Genomic DNA, 16,815 nt, shown 5'->3' with positions numbered 1-16,815 from the left:
CATTACTTAATATTGTAGTTTATATAACTTCTATTTTTCTTAGTAATTATACGGATGAATGAATATTTGATTGCATTTCAAAGGATTACCGAATCAGTTGAACCACTGCTGAAGGATGAGCAGAGTTCACTAGAAATTAAGCAAGCTGTTACAACTTTGAAACAGTCAGTTGAACCATGCTTCATAGAGCTTAAGGATTCAGCTACTAAACTCAAGAGCCGCATTCAGTTATGTTTTGAAAATTTGTATCATGCTGAAGATGTTTGGAACAGCAAGCAAAGAATTGTTGAAATACCAACCCTTGAAATCTGGGAAAAAATTGGCGAGTTGAGTGCGCGCACTTTTAGAATTCGTCGTCTAGGAGAGCAATGTGAATCTGAGGCGATTGAAAAAATGAGAAACAATTGGTGTCACCGAGAAAGAATTCTTACCAAAAAATATTTTTATAATCAGACAAATTTTAAAGATGGACTAAATATTTTTGAAAAAAATTACTTAGTGAGTGAATTCAATTTTGAATTACGTTCTCAGTTAGAAGTAGTAAAACAAATTCTTATCAAAAGCACAGATTTAATAATTAATCATGAAATTCAATACCACATCCCATTTATTCAAACATGTATCAATCAACTAGATGAAAAACAAAAATTTGAACTTATTACGAAGCTTAATTCAATATCTGAATCAACCGTGAATATAGTTGAAAAAGCATTTAATGCGCAGTTATACAAATCATCTACTAGTGTTACATATTTAGTTAATTCTGTAAGCAATGCTGCTGATAATTTGGGTAAGGAAGGTCTTTTAGGTATTAGTTGGCACCAGTTTAATAAATGCTCCAAAGAAGTTATGATAAAATTGGAAACAATTGTTGTTATCGTTTTTGAGGAACTAATCAGATTAGCTGAACAAGCGATTGAACAAACACTGGCATTCCATAACGACTTTCTTGAGCGGCAAATGCGATATCGCCAAGAGACACAAGAACAACGTGCAGCAGAAAAAGCTTGGATTGAGCAGCAACTTCAGGAACTGACGCAAGTGCAAAATGGGATAGAAGTTATCCTCAATCATTGCCCAGCAACTTCTTCAACTGTGCATCTGTAAACGGATTTTTCCCAGCACGTAAATCCTTCACCCACCTTTGGCGTTGGAATTTTCGCTCCTTATCATCAGTCTGGGCAATGAATGCCTCAAAATCCTCAATTGCTCCTTGAGTTTTACCTGTCATCGCCCTGGCTAAACCGCGACTATCTCGAATTCCTCCATTGTCAGGAGCAAGTTGCACGGCTTTTTCACAGGCAAACATCACATCAGCAGCGTGGCGATGCAGGCTACCGTACCAGCAAAGTGAGTCCCAAAAATAAGCATCAATTTCAACTTTTGGATCTAGCTCTTGGGCTTTTTTGTAGGCTGCGATCGCTTCCTTCACTTTACCCTCTATAACAAAATTGTTTACTTCTGCGTTTACTTCTGCAAGCAACCAAGCGCTCAGCTTCGCCTTTGTTAGCTAATTCTTGTGCTTTTTCCTTGGGGTCAAATTTTAAGTTAGGATTCCACTGCAAAGCTTTACGGAAAGTTGCAATTGCCTCATCAATATTACCTGCTCTTGCTTGCTGTTCACCTTCTTTAACCAAAAATGGAGCTGCTGCTTTTAAGTTAGATTTATTTTGGCAGACTTCTAGTTTTTCCAATTCTTTAGGGTTGATGACAAAATAATCATCCAGCCATTGGCAACCTTGTGATAAAAGTTCGTCGAAAGTTGTATATTGCCACACCCGCGCGGTTCTGTCCCACGAAGCAGTGAGAATGCGTTTGCCATCTGGGCTAAAACTGGCGCTGAGGACAGAACCTGTATGCCCTTTGAGTTCGGCTAATTGTTTGCCTGCGCTATCCCACACCCGCGCCGTTCTGTCATCTGAAGCGGTGAGAATGCGTTTACCATCCGGGCTAAAAACGGCGCTGTAAACACCAGATGTGTGTCCTTTGAGTTCAGCTAATTGTTTGCCTGTGCTATCCCACAGCCGCGCTGTTGTGTCCCATGAAGCGGTGAGAATGCGTTTGCCATCCGGGCTAAAAATGGCGCTGTTGACATTATCTTTATGCCCTTTGAGTTCGGCTAATAACTTGCCCGATATATCCCACAGTCGTGCAGTATTGTCAGATGAAGCAGTGAGAATACGTTTGCCATCCGGGCTAAAACTGGCGTTGAGGACAAAACCTGTATGCCCTTTGAGTTCTGCTAATTGCTTACCTGTGCTATCCCACACCCGCGCTGTTTTGTCCCATGATGCAGTTACAATACGTTTGCCATCCGGGCTAAAACTAGCGCTGTTGAGATCAGATGTATGCCCTTTGAGTTCGGCTAATAACTTGCCCGAACTATCCCACAGCCGCGCGGTTTTGTCCGATGAAGCGGTAAGAATGCGTTTGCCATCTGGGCTAAAAATGGCGCTGTAGACACCAGAAAGCTTTTTGAGTTCGGTAAATTGTTTACCTGTACTATCCCACAGCCGCGTTGTACTGTCTGAAGCGGTAAGAATGCGTTTGCCATCCGGGCTAAAACTAGCGCTGTTGACATTATCTGTATGCCCTTTGAATTCGGCTAATTGCTTACCTCCACTATCCCACAGCCGTACCCTTCTGTTATTTGAAGCGGTAAGAATGCGTTTGCCATCTGGGCTGAAACTAGCGGTGTTGACAGCAGATGTGTCCTCTTTGAGTTCTGCTAATTGTTTACCTGCGCTATCCCATACTGGTGCGCTATCCGATGAAGCGGCGAAAATGCGTTTGCCATCGCGCTTATAATTTGCAAAATTAGAATATATATCCTCTTTTTCCGGTATTTGCTCCGACATATCCCACAGCCGCGCCGTATTGTCCGATGAAACAGTGAGAATGCGTTTACCATCTGGGCTAAAACTGGTGCTGTAGATAGAACCGCTAGGCCATTTGAGTTGTGCTATTTGCTTGCCCGAGAGATTCCATAGCCGCGCCATGTCATCAGAAGCAGTGAGAATACGTTTGCCATCCGGGCTAAAACTGGCGCTGATGACGCTAGATGTATTCCCTTTGATTTGTGCTATTTGCTTGCCTGAGGTATCCCACAGCCGCACCGTATCATCAGAAGCAGTGAGAATACGTTTGCCGTCTGGGCTAAAACTGGCGCTGATAACGCTAGATGTATGCCCTTTAAGTTGTGCTATTTGCTTCCCCGAGGTATCCCACAGCCGCACCGTGTCATCAGAACCAGTGAGAATGCGTTTGCCATCTGGGCTAAAACTAGCTCTGTTGACGGGAACTGTATCCCCTTTAAGTTCTGCTAATGGCTTACCTGCACTATCCCACAGCCGCGCCGTTTTGTCCGATGAAACAGTGAGAATACGTTTGCCGTCTGGGCTAAAACTGGCGCTGTTGACAGGACCTGTATGCCCTTTGAGTTCGGCTAATGGCTTACCTACACTATCCCACACCCGCGCTGTATTATCCGATGAAACAGTGAGAATACGTTTGCCATCCGGGCTAAAACTGGCGCTGACGACAGAACCTTTATGCCCTTTAAGTTCTGCTAATTGCTTACCTGCGCTATCCCACACCCGCGCCGTTTGATCATCGGAAGCAGTGAGAATCCGTTTGCCATCCGGGCTAAAACTGGCACTGTTGATAGAACCTTTATGCCCTTTAAGTTCTACTAATTGCTTACCCGATATATCCCACAGCCGCGTCGTATTGTCCTCTGATGCGGTGAGAATGCGTTTACCATCTGGGCTAAAACTGGCGCTGTTGACGGAACCTGTATGCCCTTTGAGTTGATTTTGCTCATGAATATTGTCAACAATCGTCTGTAAAGCTAAGACAGGGCTAGCAGCTGGATATTCTGCTGGTTCATTTTCTTTATTTATGAGATTGTCTAAATCTTGCCCTGCGTTTAAAGCTAAGAGCAATGCTTCTATTTGTTGGATCTGAAAAAGCTTCTCTGCTGCAACGCCTTGTCGTTCTAGAATTGCACTTTTCTGTGCCTTGCCCACAAGCCCAAATGCTTGTAATGTGACAATTCCTGCAACAACAAAGGATGCAATCAACACTCCCGATCCAACACGAATCCGCTGCTGTGCTTTCTGGTTAGCTTTTGTTAATATCTGCTTAGCCTGCTCAGTTTGTTTTAACTGTTCTTCAGTTTGCAGGCGTTGCTTTCTTTCCTGTTCCAGTTCAGCCATCACCTGGCTTAACTTCGGTTCCTGTTGGTGGCGGATAAACTCAGCTAAATAATCATGCACCAACTGATAGCGGTTTGCCGGATTTTCTTTTAACAAAACCACCAAGCCAGATTCCACAAAAATCTCTAAAATCAAATCTAACTTGCTCGCATCTTTACTCAAATCTGCAGCTAACACCTGCAAATCCCGTTCTAGTTCAGCATGAGTCTTCAGTGGACGAGTTCCTTTTTCATCCGTCAGCAAATACAACACAAATTCCGCCGTTTGCTGATTTTCTTCTCCACAATCCTGAACCACTTCATTCAGATAACGTTTTACCAGTTCTTCCTTTGTGCCACACTCCTGATATTTTGCCAGAGTTCTGATGTTTTCCGCTTGCAGTTGCGCCCCCACAACCTGCAACTCAATCGGGCGCACTTCGCCCAGTTCACGCGCCAAATCCCGCACCAGTTCTGCAATTAAAGCAGGTTCTAAGTGAAAATTAGCCCGTTCAGTTAATTGCTGAATAATTGATTGAGCATCATCACGGGAGAAGTTACCCAACTCATAAAGAACATTCTCGCTCAGAATATCAATCTGAATCATCGAACTGTCGCGGAAGCGATTAAACTTGAGCAAATAATGTAAGTAATCTTCTCGCAACGACAATACTATATTCACCGATAAGATATTAAGGCAATCTTTTAAAAACTCAAAAAATAGCCACCTTTGCTGTGGTTCGATATCAACAAAGAAAAATTCTTCAAATTGGTCAAAAATCAGTACCGGACGAAGATTATATGTTTCACACTCTCGTAATTCTTTTAACAGCGTAGTTCGAGAGTCAGGCGTTTCAACTTCTGACACTTGCGCTTGAGTTTCTAAAGCTGAAGTTTCAGCTTCGCCATCTCCCCATCTTCCCATCTCCTGCAACGCCTCTTTTATCTGGCGTCCCAACTCATCCATCCAGTTGGTGTAAACTCGTATCGGCACAACCAAATTATCTTGAATGCCGATCGCCTTCTTTTTCAAACCAGGAACAAGTCCCGCATTAACCAGAGAACTTTTGCCAACTCCTGATTGTCCATGAATAACTATCAATTTATAATCAGGACGACCGATGCGTTCAATCAAACGTTCTACATCAAGTAAACGACCAGATGCACTAATTTCTGGCGCTATATTTTCCTGTAGAGACGTTGCAGGCAACTTCTCTACAATTTTGGATAAATTTGCGTGTCGTGTCGCTTGTAATCTTCCTGCACCAATAAACGCCCGCAAGCCAAATTGTTGTTCAACCGAAAGCCCTTCCTGTTTAATTTGAAAAGCTTCGAGATATTGCTTTTGTTTTAAATATAAACTTCGTAAATTTCTTAAAAGACTAAGATATAGTTCGGGTTTAGAGTCAGAAACACCTATTTGGATTGCTGTTTTTAAATTATTAATAGCCGCTTGCTCTTCGCCTAAGTTTTGTTGTGCTTTCGCTAAAAGAAACAAAAATTCCTGGCGATTAGAAATCGCAGACGGATTCGTAGATAAAACTTCTAACGCCTTTTCCGCTAAAGTTTTCGCTTCTTGCCATTTTTGATTTGCCAAAGCAACTTCAGCCAAAAAGCCATAATCTTGAGATACCCTCAGCAAATCTCCTTCAGCTTCATGGATGAGTAAAGCACGCTGCGCTAACTTCTTTAACTCCTCCCAATCTTGTAATTCACGTAAGATTTTGCCAAACTTATCAAGTAAATTAGCAATTAAATCTGAACGTTGAGCAGATTCCAAAACTTGGAGACATTGCTGAAGGTAATTTCTTGTTTCTTGCCAATCAGAATCTTCCGTTTTATCACGTTGTAGAGACGTTGCATGTGAGTCCAGCGCTGCGGGAGGGTTTCCCTCCGCAGGCGAGTGGCGAACCCGTAAGGGCAACGTCTCTACATTCTGAGGAGAATTTCTTTCTTGTTGTCTCGCTTTTTCGTAATAACAGAAAGTGATATTGCTCAGGACTTTGCCTTGCCAGACTAAATCATTGACTTGCTGCCAAAAAGCCAAACTTTGTTGATAATACTCCAAAGTAGTATCTAAGTGATTATCAACAAATTCTGTGAATCCCAACAAATATTCGATTCTCGCTTTTACTCCTGGTTCTAGAACTTGTCCGGAATTTTGCAAATCTTGCCAAGCTAACTTAATCTCGGAATATTTTTCTAAAGTCAGACTGAAATCACCAGTCAAGAATTGCTCTGCTGTTTCTTGCAAAAACTCCATCAACTCATTGGGAGCAATCGGAAAAATTTTCGTTGTTCCCCAACTTTCCAAATCAGGAGCAAACTGCATGAACTGCTTGTGAACTTCATCATCAATCCACAACACCACAGGGAAAGGAAAATGATTGCGAAACTCCTCCCGCACCTGATTTGCACTAATCAGCATTTGCTCAAGATTCCGCACTGATTCCAAACCCAAAACCATCAGGGCTTGCACATCATCCCCGGATTCTTCGCGAATGGCAGTATAAAGAGTCCTTGCAGATTCCTTCAGAACCAGGACGCGAATTTCAACTTGACAAATGTCACGTAATCGTTTTATTAGATGCAAGCGCAAACTACGATAATTGCACCGTGCCAGAATCAGCTTAAACTGTCCAACAGAAGCCTCAATCCCCCAAGCCAATTGCTTCAATGAGCGCTCATTGTTGACATCAACATTAAATTCATCTGCGTCCATCTACTTCGGCGTCCATCTGCGGTTCCTTAGCTCTTTGATGTATTATTGTTCACGACCGCCTGGGGTTAAAAAGCCCAGTCTCATAGCCAAAGTCCTCTCAAGAGGACTAATCACTTTCGCGTAGCTTTGTTTTTAGTCCATGACCGCCTGGGGTTAAAAAGCCCAGTCTCATAGCCAAAGTCCTCTCAAGAGGACTAATCACTTTCGCGTAGCTTTGTTTTTAGGATCGCCTGGGGTTAAAAAGCCCAGTCTCATAGCCAAAGTCCTCTCAAGAGGACTAATCACTTTCGCGTAGCTTTGTTTTTAGGATCGCCTGGGGTTAAAAAGCCCAGTCTCATAGCCAAAGTCCTCTCAAGAGGACTAATCACTTTCGCGTAGCTTTGTTTTTAGGATCGCCTGGGGTTAAAAAGCCCAGTCTCATAGCCAAAGTCCTCTCAAGAGGACTAATCACTTTCGCGTAGCTTTGTTTTTAGGATCGCCTGGGGTTAAAAAGCCCAGTCTCATAGCCAAAGTCCTCTCAAGAGGACTAATCACTTTCGCGTAGCTTTGTTTTTAGGATCGCCTGGGGTTAAAAAGCCCAGTCTCATAGCCAAAGTCCTCTCAAGAGGACTAATCACTTTCGCGTAGCTTTGTTTTTAGGATCGCCTGGGGTTAAAAAGCCCAGTCTCATAGCCAAAGTCCTCTCAAGAGGACTAATCACTTTCGCGTAGCTTTGTTTTTAGGATCGCCTGGGGTTAAAAAGCCCAGTCTCATAGCCAAAGTCCTCTCAAGAGGACTAATCACTTTCGCGTAGCTTTGTTTTTAGGATCGCCTGGGGTTAAAAAGCCCAGTCTCATAGCCAAAGTCCTCTCAAGAGGACTAATCACTTTCGCGTAGCTTTGTTTTGAGTCCATTTTAATGGACTTAGCCTATGAGCCAGGAACTTCTAGTTCCTGGCGGTTGTGAAACTTATAGAGAACATAGTAATTGTTCAGCCATTCAACTCCCGCGCCTCCGCCAAAATGGGATTCACTTCAAACCAAGACTCACCGCGATCGCGATATTCAAAAACAAACCGACTGCGAATCAGCTTCTGATACCCCAAATCATCACTCACTTTTTTCGTTTGCTTCACACGACGCAACAATTCCCACTCCTCATCAGAAATGGGCAAAACCATTTCATTGCGACGAGCACGAATCACAGTATCCAAAGTTTCACGACTCAAAGGAAGTGACATTTCCTCCATAATCCATGTATTCAGCAGCCTGAGCAAGTCGCGCACATGACCACCACTCATCCTACACAAGTGCTCAAGAGTTGCCTTACGATCAAAAACAAACGTAATATTACTGGCACGCTGGTCTGGTCGCAAGTCAGGATAAGCTCTTGCCATTACCATCTCTTGCATCAGCGCCATTCCCTCTTCATGAACACTGCCATCTGACCATTGTACAGGTACCATCGGTAACACTCTGGGATCTTCCAAAAATCTCTGTGTGAGGGTTCCATAGTCATTAGAAAACTTCAAAGACAGTGGCATTGTATACACAACATGACAATTCAACTTCGTGAGATACTCACCCTGATCCACAAACAAGTATTCTTGTTGTGGACGTCCCCAAGCCTTGGGACGATTATCAATTCTGTCAAGATTATCTACAATCACCACTAAACCTTTTTTGCCCTGCTGTTTCAGTTGGGCGATCGCAGGTTCCAGCAACTCCTTATTAATCGCGTCTAACAGTTTAATTTTTTGTGGCCCCAGATACTGGTTGAGTTTTTCCCGCAGTGTTGCGTCACTCTTAACCTTAGTCGTGATTTCCCCAATTCCAAAAGCCAAAGTAAACTTTTCTTTTTCAGAGGTGACACCAAAATCACCAACATTCGGAACTTTGAGTTTGACGCCAGTCACATCAGCATTTAAAACCCTGATAGCACCTTGCAGTAACTCTTTCAGCCTGCTGGGTTCTTCAAGATTGAGTTTTTCTAAACTTTGACTGACGCGACGGGCGATCCCCAACAGCACATCAGCAATATCCACATCAGTCATTTCCAAGTCTTCGCTAGACTCAAAATAGATAACACAAAAACCATCCGCTTCCAACTCCAGTTGCAGCCGCCGCAATTCCGTAGATTTCCCACACCCAATGTGCCCAGTAAAAAGCGTGCAGGTAGGGTCATTCGGCTTAAAAAATGTCATCTTCTGCTTTAGTTTGAAGATAATATCTCCACCACGCACAGAAGAAAAGTCAATATAATACTTCTTATCCTGTGTGTCCTTAACAACAAGAGTTCTGCTGGGATCTGTAGCTTCAAAAAACTTGCGTAAGTCTATCATCATAAAGCTTGTAATTTATAACTACTCATTTTTTATATCTTTGGTTTCCAAGGATATAAATAGCTACAGCTTTGATACTTGATTTTCCTGGCAATTTTAAGATGAGCTTAAATAGAATCTGGATCGACTCCCATCGCACGTAAGCGTTCCGCCAAGACTTGAGCGCGTTCTTCTGGAGTTAACAAGCGCTTTCCTGCTTCGTTATACCAGTACAGCCACTCCCGCGTAATTCCTTGATAAGTTCCCCGTTCCATACCAATTCCCAAACCAACTTCCGGTAACCAAACAGGATTATCTGAATGCAATTCATATGCACCATTCACCAACTTATACACTTCCAAACGCGGTTTACGGCGGCGAGTCGGATGATAAACGACGTAGTACAAAACCCCTAACTTTGCATACTCATCTTTCTTAGTGGTATATTCTCCACGATATCTCTGAGAAACAACTTCCAGCGTCAAAATTGGGACTTTCTCTTCTTCCCACAACACATAACTCGGACGCAAATTTTCATCAAAAAATCGCTCAACTCCCAAACTCAGAAACCCATCTGGTACAATCGGTGGTTGATTTGGATCATAATAAACACCCATATCAGCACCAAAAAACCAATCCATGCGATTTGCCCACACCATAGCGAGTATGGCTTCTAGCAAACCAGGAATCAAATGTTGTAATTGATTATCCACAGGCGTATCATCAGAGTCTGGTAATTCCTCAGAGGAGGGCAAGCAAGCTAATGAATCGTACTCTAACATAAGGAGTTCGGCATTTATTTTATAATTCCGATCATATCTTTGATTCCCTCTTCCCTTTGTCCTCGACAACCCCACCTATGGCACAATGAAAACGGTAATAAAAGAAATATAGATAAGGTAATTTAGTGAGTTCAACTGCTCAAGCTACCGCTGCGGCGCGTCGCGTGGTATTTCCATTTACAGCAATTGTCGGTCAGGAAGAAATGAAACTGGCTCTATTGTTGAACGTGATTGACCCGAAAATTGGCGGTGTGATGATTATGGGCGATCGCGGTACCGGAAAATCCACAACTATCCGGGCGCTAGCTGATTTGCTTCCAGAAATTCCCGTCGTTGCTAACGATCCCTTCAACAGCGATCCTAGTGATCCCGATCTGATGAGTGATGAAGTCCGCCAACAGCTACAGCAAGGGGTGGATATTCCCGTTATTCCAAAAAAAGTCCAAATGGTCGATTTGCCCTTGGGAGCAACAGAAGACCGAGTTTGTGGTACCATCGACATCGAAAAAGCATTATCAGAAGGTGTTAAAGCCTTTGAACCAGGACTCTTGGCAAAAGCCAACCGGGGTATTCTCTATGTGGATGAAGTCAACTTACTAGATGATCACTTAGTAGACGTGCTTCTTGACTCCGCCGCCAGTGGTTGGAACACAGTAGAACGAGAAGGAATTTCCATACGTCACCCGGCGCGTTTCGTGCTTGTAGGTTCTGGTAACCCAGAAGAAGGAGAACTGCGTCCTCAACTTCTAGATAGATTTGGAATGCACGCAGAAATCCGTACAGTTAAAGAACCAGCTTTGCGGGTGCAAATCGTAGAACAACGCTCAGAATTTGACCAAAATCCACCAGTATTTCTCGAACAGTATAAATCTCAACAGGAAGAACTCCAACAGAACATCATTAACGCCCAAAATCTGTTGCCATCTGTGGCAATTGATTACGATTTACGTGTCAAGATTTCTGAAGTCTGTTCCGAACTTGATGTTGATGGCTTGCGTGGTGACATTGTGACTAACCGTGCGGCAAAAGCGATCGCCGCATATGAAGGACGTACCGAAGTAACAGTAGATGATATCCGTCGCGTGATGACTTTATGTCTGCGTCATAGACTGCGAAAAGACCCCTTAGAGTCAATAGATTCTGGATACAAAGTACAAAAAACCTTTAGCCGCGTCTTTGGCGTAGAAGTACCCGAAGAGACGACACAACAAAACGGTACAGGACAAAAATTAGGAGTTAGAAATTAACAAGGAAGAGTGAAGAAAGAAAAGACATTGCTTTATCTTTTTTTTCTTTCATCTTCTTTATAAAAGATTATCACTTAGCACTTATAACTTAATATGAGATTTTGGCACTTTTGGTTCAATAGCTTTGTTTTATCCAGCCAATACAACCCACCTCGGTTTGTAGAGATGCTGATGGTACTGCTAGCAATTGTTATGCTAATAGTCTGGAACTTCACACTACAGACACCCTATATGATACTTGGCTGGAGCTTTGTAATTGGGGCATCAATTTCTATCTTAGTACGAGAAGCTATTGCTCCTTCACCAGATATAAGAGTTAACCAATTAGCAGCATTTTTCTTCCTCAGCATTAGTCTTTATGGCTTTGTTTACGTATTTCAAACTCTCTGAAATAACTTATATTGCTTCTTATGCGTTAAGCGCGATGCACTGCGCCGCCCTGAGCTTGTCGTATACGCAAAGCGCACGCTAAAAGCGAAGGCGTAGCTAGTCCGTTCGCGAAGCGTGTCCGGAGGACACAGGACTCAGGGAGCGTGGTCGTTGTGTTCCCTACCTCTACTTTATCAATTCACCCTATGGCTAACGCCACGCCTTACGGCTATCGGGTATGTCTTCGACACGCCTGAGCGCACAGCGCACGCGGCTTGGGCGAACGGCGAACGCAGTCGCCTCTGTCGGGAAACCCTCATCAAGCACTGGTCTAACCAACTCAAACCGAATTCCTATAGTAGAAGATAACAATTACTTGAAAGCTTGTGACTGTCTGTATCTGTTAATTCAGTATTTACCAGTATATTTCTCCAGATTTAATGTTTTATACGTAAGTATAGTTGATTTTTAAACTGACACGTAAAGTAATATTTAGTAATGCAAATTTTCTCATAAAATTATTCAATTTAGATGCATTTCTCAAGAAAAAGTTGCCATACTGATAGGGGTTAAAACCATTTTTTACTTGAGAAAATTTTCTTAATAAGAGTGCTAGTTATGACAACTATAAAATCCTGTGTTTCAACTTGTCGTCACTGTCGGTACTACACTCCAGAGGGTCAACGTGGTGGTACTTGTCAATTATTAAATGTATCGGTCAAATCAGGATGGAAAGCCTGCTCTTTATATGTCCGATCTTTTGAACCTTTTTGCGAAGCTCTTGTTAGCGCTAAATAAATCACTGTAGTGGTGTTTTTCAAGAACAATTGCAGTTTCCATTTGGGTGCAATACACTCTCGAATTGGCTCCCCTACACGCTTACACACGCCAGATACCTACCGAGGGAGACCCTCTCCGTTTGCGTAGCGCCCCCTATGCCTGCGGCACGGCTACGCCTATCGGGGCTAGTTGCACGCCAGTCCCCTGGCTCGGGGGGAACCCGACAGCCAGTCGCCACAACGGGGGGAACCCCAACGCCAGATGCCTGCGACGGGAAACCCGTCTTCAGCACTGGCTCCGCAAGGCGCTGCTCTGGGCACGGGGCTGGCTCCACAACGCGCTTAACCCGACGCCCTTCGGGTTCGCCAGTCGCCTACGGAGGGAGACCCTCCTGCAGCGCTGGTCTCACCAGATACCTCTGTCGGGAAACCCTCATCAAGTACTGGCTCCGCAAGGCACTTCTCTGTGCAGTACTGGCTCCCCTACACCCTTTTCTTGGTCAAGAGTTAATCCTTATTTATTTTGACATACTTGTAGTCATTGAGGTATATTGAGAGATTGTGTGTCTCAATCCTGCTCGGATCAGGTAAAGGCAATACGAAAGCTGGAAAGCAGTCTTAACGAGCATATAGTCCAGCTACCTGTACGGCAACCTCAAGGACAATTTTATGACCTACGCAATTATTGAAACCGGCGGCAAGCAAGTAAAAGTCGAAGCTGGTCGGTTTTATGACATTGAACTGCTGCATGTTCAACCAGACGAGAAAGTTACTATAGATAAAGTATTGCTAGTGCAGCACGACGGCGAAGTCACCATAGGACAGCCGCTTGTGGGAGGAGCAAAGGTAGAAGGCACGGTGATGCGGCATCTAAGAGGTCGCAAAGTCCTGGTTTATAAGATGAAACCGAAAAAGAAAACTCGTAAAAAACGGGGTCATCGCCAGGAAATCACTAGATTATTGATTAATTCAATTAGCCTCGACGGTTCGGTGCTTGCTTCCGAAGAAAAGGCGATCGCCTTAAATGCAGCAACTGAGGTGACTATAGAACCAGCCCAAACAACTGAAACTCCAGAGACTGTCGATGTTGTAGCACAACCAGTCGCCCAGAATTCACCCGCTGAAGAAACAGCTGCTGAATAATAGATACAAGTAGAGACACAAGAGGAAATTATGGCTCATAAGAAAGGAACAGGTAGTACACGCAACGGTCGTGATTCTAACGCTCAAAGACTGGGTGTAAAGCACTACGGTAGTGAAGTTGTCCGGGCGGGAAATATCTTAGTGCGTCAGCGCGGGACTAAATTTCATCCTGGTAACAACGTTGGTATTGGCAAAGATGACACTTTGTTTGCTTTAATTGACGGCGTAGTCACATTTGAACGCAAGGGCAAAACCCGTAAAAAGGTTAGCGTTTATCCAGTTGCAGCACCAGCCGAGGCAGTTGCAAGCTAGTCATTAGTTAAACCTAACAGTCCATAGCAACTATGGACTGTTGAGTTAAATCAACTTATGAATCAACGCACCTAAGGCTAAACTCGTCAAACACAAGATAGACAACAAGCAAAAGGTTTGTCCTTGATTAAAGCCAGCTGTTTGAAGATCCATCCTTGCTAATGCAGTCGCAGCAACGATGAGCAACGTATCAAGAAATAGTCGAAACCTGGCTATCATTAAAAAAAACAAGAAAGCCGCTAAAACGCTAAGACCAAAAGACCTAAGATTTGATTTGAATAACAATAAAGAAAAGTTTGCAAGCCTTGTCCCGGAAATCGTTAAACCTCCCGTGATAAGTAAGATAGCAATAACAGCCAGTAGCCACATATACCAAGGAGTGTATATTTTAGATATTATCCACCCAGTGCTGGTGTAAGTAAGCAGTAGTAATGCTAGGGAAAGCAAAGGCGGTCTTTTCGAGATTGACATTAGTTGTTCCCAACATACAGAATAAGCTATAATTTCACAGCTATCTAAAGCATATACGTACTGCTTTGTAGCAAAGCATGAATCGCAACACTATAAGCCGTCACAGGAAAGCCAATTTAATTGATAGATAATGGCTTGAATAGCTTAAACTATATGTTTATTATCATATTTTTTTTACCTTCTATCAAGAGGCTGTTATGCTTTCCATAAAGAAAGCAAGGTCAGTTTGCAAAAAATTCCCGCTCAAAGTATTAAAAAATTTCTTAAACATTTGTAAACTATTACAAGCTTTGTAGCCGCGTATCATGTCTTGTTAAGGGATTATCATGAGACAACTTGTTATCGCTCAGCGTGTATGCCTCACTGGTCATATCTTGGCAAAGGCTTTTGGACTAATAGGCATTCTATTGGTCATACCTAATGCCGAAACAATTTTCAATTCAGGAGAGGTTGGACAAAAAGCCATGCAGTTGAGTATGGCTGATGGTGGTGTGGTAGATATTATTTTGGGGACAATAGCCGTCTCCATTTATGCATATCGAGTATTGGGATGGCGCACTTGGCTAGGGTTTCTACTACCATCTGTATTAATATCGGTGGGCAGTGAATTACTGGGCACAAGTACTGGATTTCCCTTTGGATACTACAGTTACTTGAGTGGCTTAGGATATAAGATTGCGGGGCTTGTGCCATTTACAATTCCCTTATCCTGGTTTTATGTGGGCTTGTCTGCTTACCTGATTGCTCGTACTGGTTTGAGGGTAGCTCAAAATCCCAGTTTAGTGGGCCAAGTAGGCGCTATAGCATTGGGCGCTTTGCTTTTTACCTGCTGGGACTTTGCATTGGAACCAGCCATGAGTCAAACATCTCTCCCCTTTTGGTTTTGGGAAAATCCAGGTGAGTTCTTTGGAACACCCTATCAAAATTATGCGGGTTGGTTTGGCACTAGCGCCCTGTTTATGAGCGTGGCAGCATTGCTGTGGAGAAACACGCCCATAAAATTGGAGCGATCGCAACTCAATGTCCCCTTAGTCGTTTATCTTAGCAATTTTGCTTTTGCTGCAGGACTGAGCTTAGCAGCTGGATTTGCTATCCCAGTTTCATTAGGCTTTGTCTTGGGCGTAGTTCCAGCTGTAGTACTTTGGTGGAGATCAATTGCTGCATCTGCTAATGTTGCTGTTGCACCAACAACCGAAGTTACTGTAGCAAGCGTCAAAGTTGCTGTCAAATAAAGCTTTGATTTCCATCCCCAGGTATTTTGCTGTGCAAGACGCGTTGAGTTTCGCAAGTGCTCTTTCATTGTTATTACTGCTCATCCAACTAAGCGCAACAGCAATTTTGCTGTCGCGTCTGTTAAAAGGACCTAGCCGCCATCCTCCCATTACACCCCAAAATTCCACACCAGAACTTTTGGGGTGTGTGAGTGTCGTCATTCCTACCTTAAATGAAGCTCTTCGTATTGCCCCTTTGCTAGACGGGATTTCTCACCAAAGCTATGAAGTCCGAGAAATAATCATTGTAGATAGCAAATCTAGTGATGGCACACCTGAGTTAGTCAAAACCGCACAGCAAAAAGATCCTCGCTTTCGCCTGATGAGCGATGATCCCTTACCAACTGGTTGGGTGGGGCGTCCTTGGGCTTTGCATTACGGCTTTTTGCACACCTGTGAGGCGAGTGAGTGGTTTCTGGGTATGGATGCTGATATACAACCATCACCTGGTTTGGTTGCGGGTTTGGTGAAGACAGCAGAAACTCAAGGCTATGACTTGGTTTCTCTCTCACCCCAGTTCATTCTCAAATATCCAGGAGAGTGCTGGCTACAACCAGCTTTGTTGATGACTCTGCTTTACCGATTTAATCCTGCTGGTGTGAATGCTCAGCAGTCAGAACGAGTGATGGCGAATGGACAATGCTATTTGTGCCGTCGCTCTGTTCTAAAAGCTGTGGGTGGATATACGAGTGCGAAAGGTTCTTTTTGTGATGATGTCACTTTAGCACGGAACATAGCTGCCTCTGGGTATAAAGTTGGCTTTTTAGATGGGGCAAAAGTGCTCAAGGTAAGGATGTATGAGGGAGCAATGGAAACTTGGGAACAATGGGGGCGAAGCCTTGACTTGAAAGACGCTTCGTCCCGTGCTCAAGTTTGGGGAGATTTATGGCTCCTCACAGCAGTTCAAGGTTTACCGCTTGTAGTTGTCCTCATCTACCTCTTTTTTTCTCCACTGCTCAATACCTCCCCTGCTCCTCTGCTTTTCCTGGTGGTACTGAATCTTTTTCTACTGCTGATTCGCTTTGCTATGCTTTTTGCGATCGCACCCTCCTATGATCGCAATCAAGCAAAAGGCGGTTGGTTGTTCTGGCTTTCGCCTTTGGCTGATCCAATCGCGGTGCTGCGGATTTATCTATCTGCATTCCGTACCCCTAAAGAGTGGCGAGGACGTAAGTACAGTACTCAGTGATGAGTCCTGAAGTGCTGATTGTTTAACGACTCGCGT

The 16,815-nt window shown here is 43.6% G+C and carries 14 protein-coding genes; 9 read left to right on the top strand and 5 right to left on the bottom strand.

The genetic code is table 11. The features are described from left to right. Positions 1-54: 54 nt before the first annotated feature. Positions 55-1,107, top strand: coding sequence for a hypothetical protein (locus tag DP114_RS13840; RefSeq protein ID WP_169266223.1), 1,053 nt, complete (start codon positions 55-57; stop codon positions 1,105-1,107). Here the strand turns inward: DP114_RS13840 and DP114_RS13835 are convergent. The 4 genes from DP114_RS13835 to DP114_RS13820 all read right to left on the bottom strand — a co-directional run bounded on the left by DP114_RS13835 (position 1,067) and on the right by DP114_RS13820 (position 9,998). Next, positions 1,067-1,432: a tetratricopeptide repeat protein gene (locus DP114_RS13835; RefSeq protein WP_171976352.1), complete on the bottom strand. Its 366-nt coding sequence runs from the start codon at positions 1,430-1,432 to the stop codon at positions 1,067-1,069. The genes DP114_RS13840 and DP114_RS13835 overlap by 41 nt on opposite strands. Position 1,433: 1 nt before the next feature. Further along, positions 1,434-6,917 carry an nSTAND1 domain-containing NTPase gene (locus DP114_RS13830; RefSeq protein ID WP_171976351.1) on the bottom strand — a complete coding sequence of 1,828 codons (5,484 nt, stop codon included), beginning with the start codon at positions 6,915-6,917 and terminating at the stop codon, positions 1,434-1,436. A gap of 970 nt (positions 6,918-7,887) precedes the next feature. Continuing rightward, the gene (locus DP114_RS13825) at positions 7,888-9,240 is read right to left on the bottom strand and encodes an ATP-binding protein (RefSeq protein WP_171976350.1); all 1,353 of its coding nucleotides are present in this window, start codon (positions 9,238-9,240) and stop codon (positions 7,888-7,890) included. A gap of 104 nt (positions 9,241-9,344) precedes the next feature. Further along, the gene (locus DP114_RS13820) at positions 9,345-9,998 is read right to left on the bottom strand and encodes a Uma2 family endonuclease (protein ID WP_169266219.1); all 654 of its coding nucleotides are present in this window, start codon (positions 9,996-9,998) and stop codon (positions 9,345-9,347) included. 125 nt (positions 9,999-10,123) lie between these two features. On the opposite strand from DP114_RS13820, the gene bchI reads away from it, so the two are divergent. The 6 genes from bchI to rpmA all read left to right on the top strand — a co-directional run bounded on the left by bchI (position 10,124) and on the right by rpmA (position 13,848). Beyond that, positions 10,124-11,245 carry a magnesium chelatase ATPase subunit I gene (gene bchI, locus DP114_RS13815; RefSeq protein ID WP_171976349.1) on the top strand — a complete coding sequence of 374 codons (1,122 nt, stop codon included), beginning with the start codon at positions 10,124-10,126 and terminating at the stop codon, positions 11,243-11,245. A 93-nt stretch (positions 11,246-11,338) separates the two neighbouring features. Next, complete coding sequence (locus tag DP114_RS13810; protein WP_169266217.1) at positions 11,339-11,635, top strand: hypothetical protein; 297 nt, start codon at positions 11,339-11,341, stop codon at positions 11,633-11,635. A gap of 150 nt (positions 11,636-11,785) precedes the next feature. Continuing rightward, positions 11,786-11,983 carry a hypothetical protein gene (locus tag DP114_RS13805; protein WP_169266216.1) on the top strand — a complete coding sequence of 66 codons (198 nt, stop codon included), beginning with the start codon at positions 11,786-11,788 and terminating at the stop codon, positions 11,981-11,983. A gap of 475 nt (positions 11,984-12,458) precedes the next feature. After that, positions 12,459-12,920, top strand: coding sequence for a hypothetical protein (locus DP114_RS13800; protein ID WP_171975125.1), 462 nt, complete (start codon positions 12,459-12,461; stop codon positions 12,918-12,920). A 142-nt stretch (positions 12,921-13,062) separates the two neighbouring features. Continuing rightward, positions 13,063-13,536: a 50S ribosomal protein L21 gene (gene rplU / locus DP114_RS13795; protein ID WP_169267236.1), complete on the top strand. Its 474-nt coding sequence runs from the start codon at positions 13,063-13,065 to the stop codon at positions 13,534-13,536. 30 nt (positions 13,537-13,566) lie between these two features. Beyond that, positions 13,567-13,848, top strand: coding sequence for a 50S ribosomal protein L27 (gene rpmA / locus DP114_RS13790; protein ID WP_169267235.1), 282 nt, complete (start codon positions 13,567-13,569; stop codon positions 13,846-13,848). 45 nt (positions 13,849-13,893) lie between these two features. On the opposite strand, the gene DP114_RS13785 is transcribed toward rpmA, so the two are convergent. Then, complete coding sequence (locus tag DP114_RS13785; protein WP_169267234.1) at positions 13,894-14,319, bottom strand: hypothetical protein; 426 nt, start codon at positions 14,317-14,319, stop codon at positions 13,894-13,896. A gap of 326 nt (positions 14,320-14,645) precedes the next feature. Between DP114_RS13785 and cruF the strand changes: the two genes are divergently transcribed. Both cruF and cruG read left to right on the top strand, forming a co-directional pair. After that, positions 14,646-15,551, top strand: coding sequence for a gamma-carotene 1'-hydroxylase CruF (gene cruF, locus DP114_RS13780; RefSeq protein WP_169267233.1), 906 nt, complete (start codon positions 14,646-14,648; stop codon positions 15,549-15,551). A 31-nt stretch (positions 15,552-15,582) separates the two neighbouring features. Then, the gene (gene cruG, locus DP114_RS13775) at positions 15,583-16,779 is read left to right on the top strand and encodes a 2'-O-glycosyltransferase CruG (RefSeq protein ID WP_171976348.1); all 1,197 of its coding nucleotides are present in this window, start codon (positions 15,583-15,585) and stop codon (positions 16,777-16,779) included. Positions 16,780-16,815: the final 36 nt, after the last annotated feature.

Source organism: Brasilonema sennae CENA114, from assembly GCF_006968745.1.
Taxonomy (GTDB): domain Bacteria; phylum Cyanobacteriota; class Cyanobacteriia; order Cyanobacteriales; family Nostocaceae; genus Brasilonema; species Brasilonema sennae.
Note: the sequence above shows the minus strand (reverse complement) of the source record. Positions and strands in the feature narration are given on the sequence as shown.

Coding starts and splice junctions, on each gene's coding strand:
- DP114_RS13820 (WP_169266219.1), bottom strand. CDS start 9,998: ATGTTAGAGTACGATTCATTAGCTTGCTTGCCCTCCTCTGAGGAATTA.
- DP114_RS13840 (WP_169266223.1), top strand. CDS start 55: ATGAATGAATATTTGATTGCATTTCAAAGGATTACCGAATCAGTTGAA.
- DP114_RS13785 (WP_169267234.1), bottom strand. CDS start 14,319: ATGTCAATCTCGAAAAGACCGCCTTTGCTTTCCCTAGCATTACTACTG.
- rpmA (WP_169267235.1), top strand. CDS start 13,567: ATGGCTCATAAGAAAGGAACAGGTAGTACACGCAACGGTCGTGATTCT.
- DP114_RS13830 (WP_171976351.1), bottom strand. CDS start 6,917: ATGGACGCAGATGAATTTAATGTTGATGTCAACAATGAGCGCTCATTG.
- DP114_RS13825 (WP_171976350.1), bottom strand. CDS start 9,240: ATGATGATAGACTTACGCAAGTTTTTTGAAGCTACAGATCCCAGCAGA.
- rplU (WP_169267236.1), top strand. CDS start 13,063: ATGACCTACGCAATTATTGAAACCGGCGGCAAGCAAGTAAAAGTCGAA.
- cruF (WP_169267233.1), top strand. CDS start 14,646: ATGAGACAACTTGTTATCGCTCAGCGTGTATGCCTCACTGGTCATATC.
- DP114_RS13810 (WP_169266217.1), top strand. CDS start 11,339: ATGAGATTTTGGCACTTTTGGTTCAATAGCTTTGTTTTATCCAGCCAA.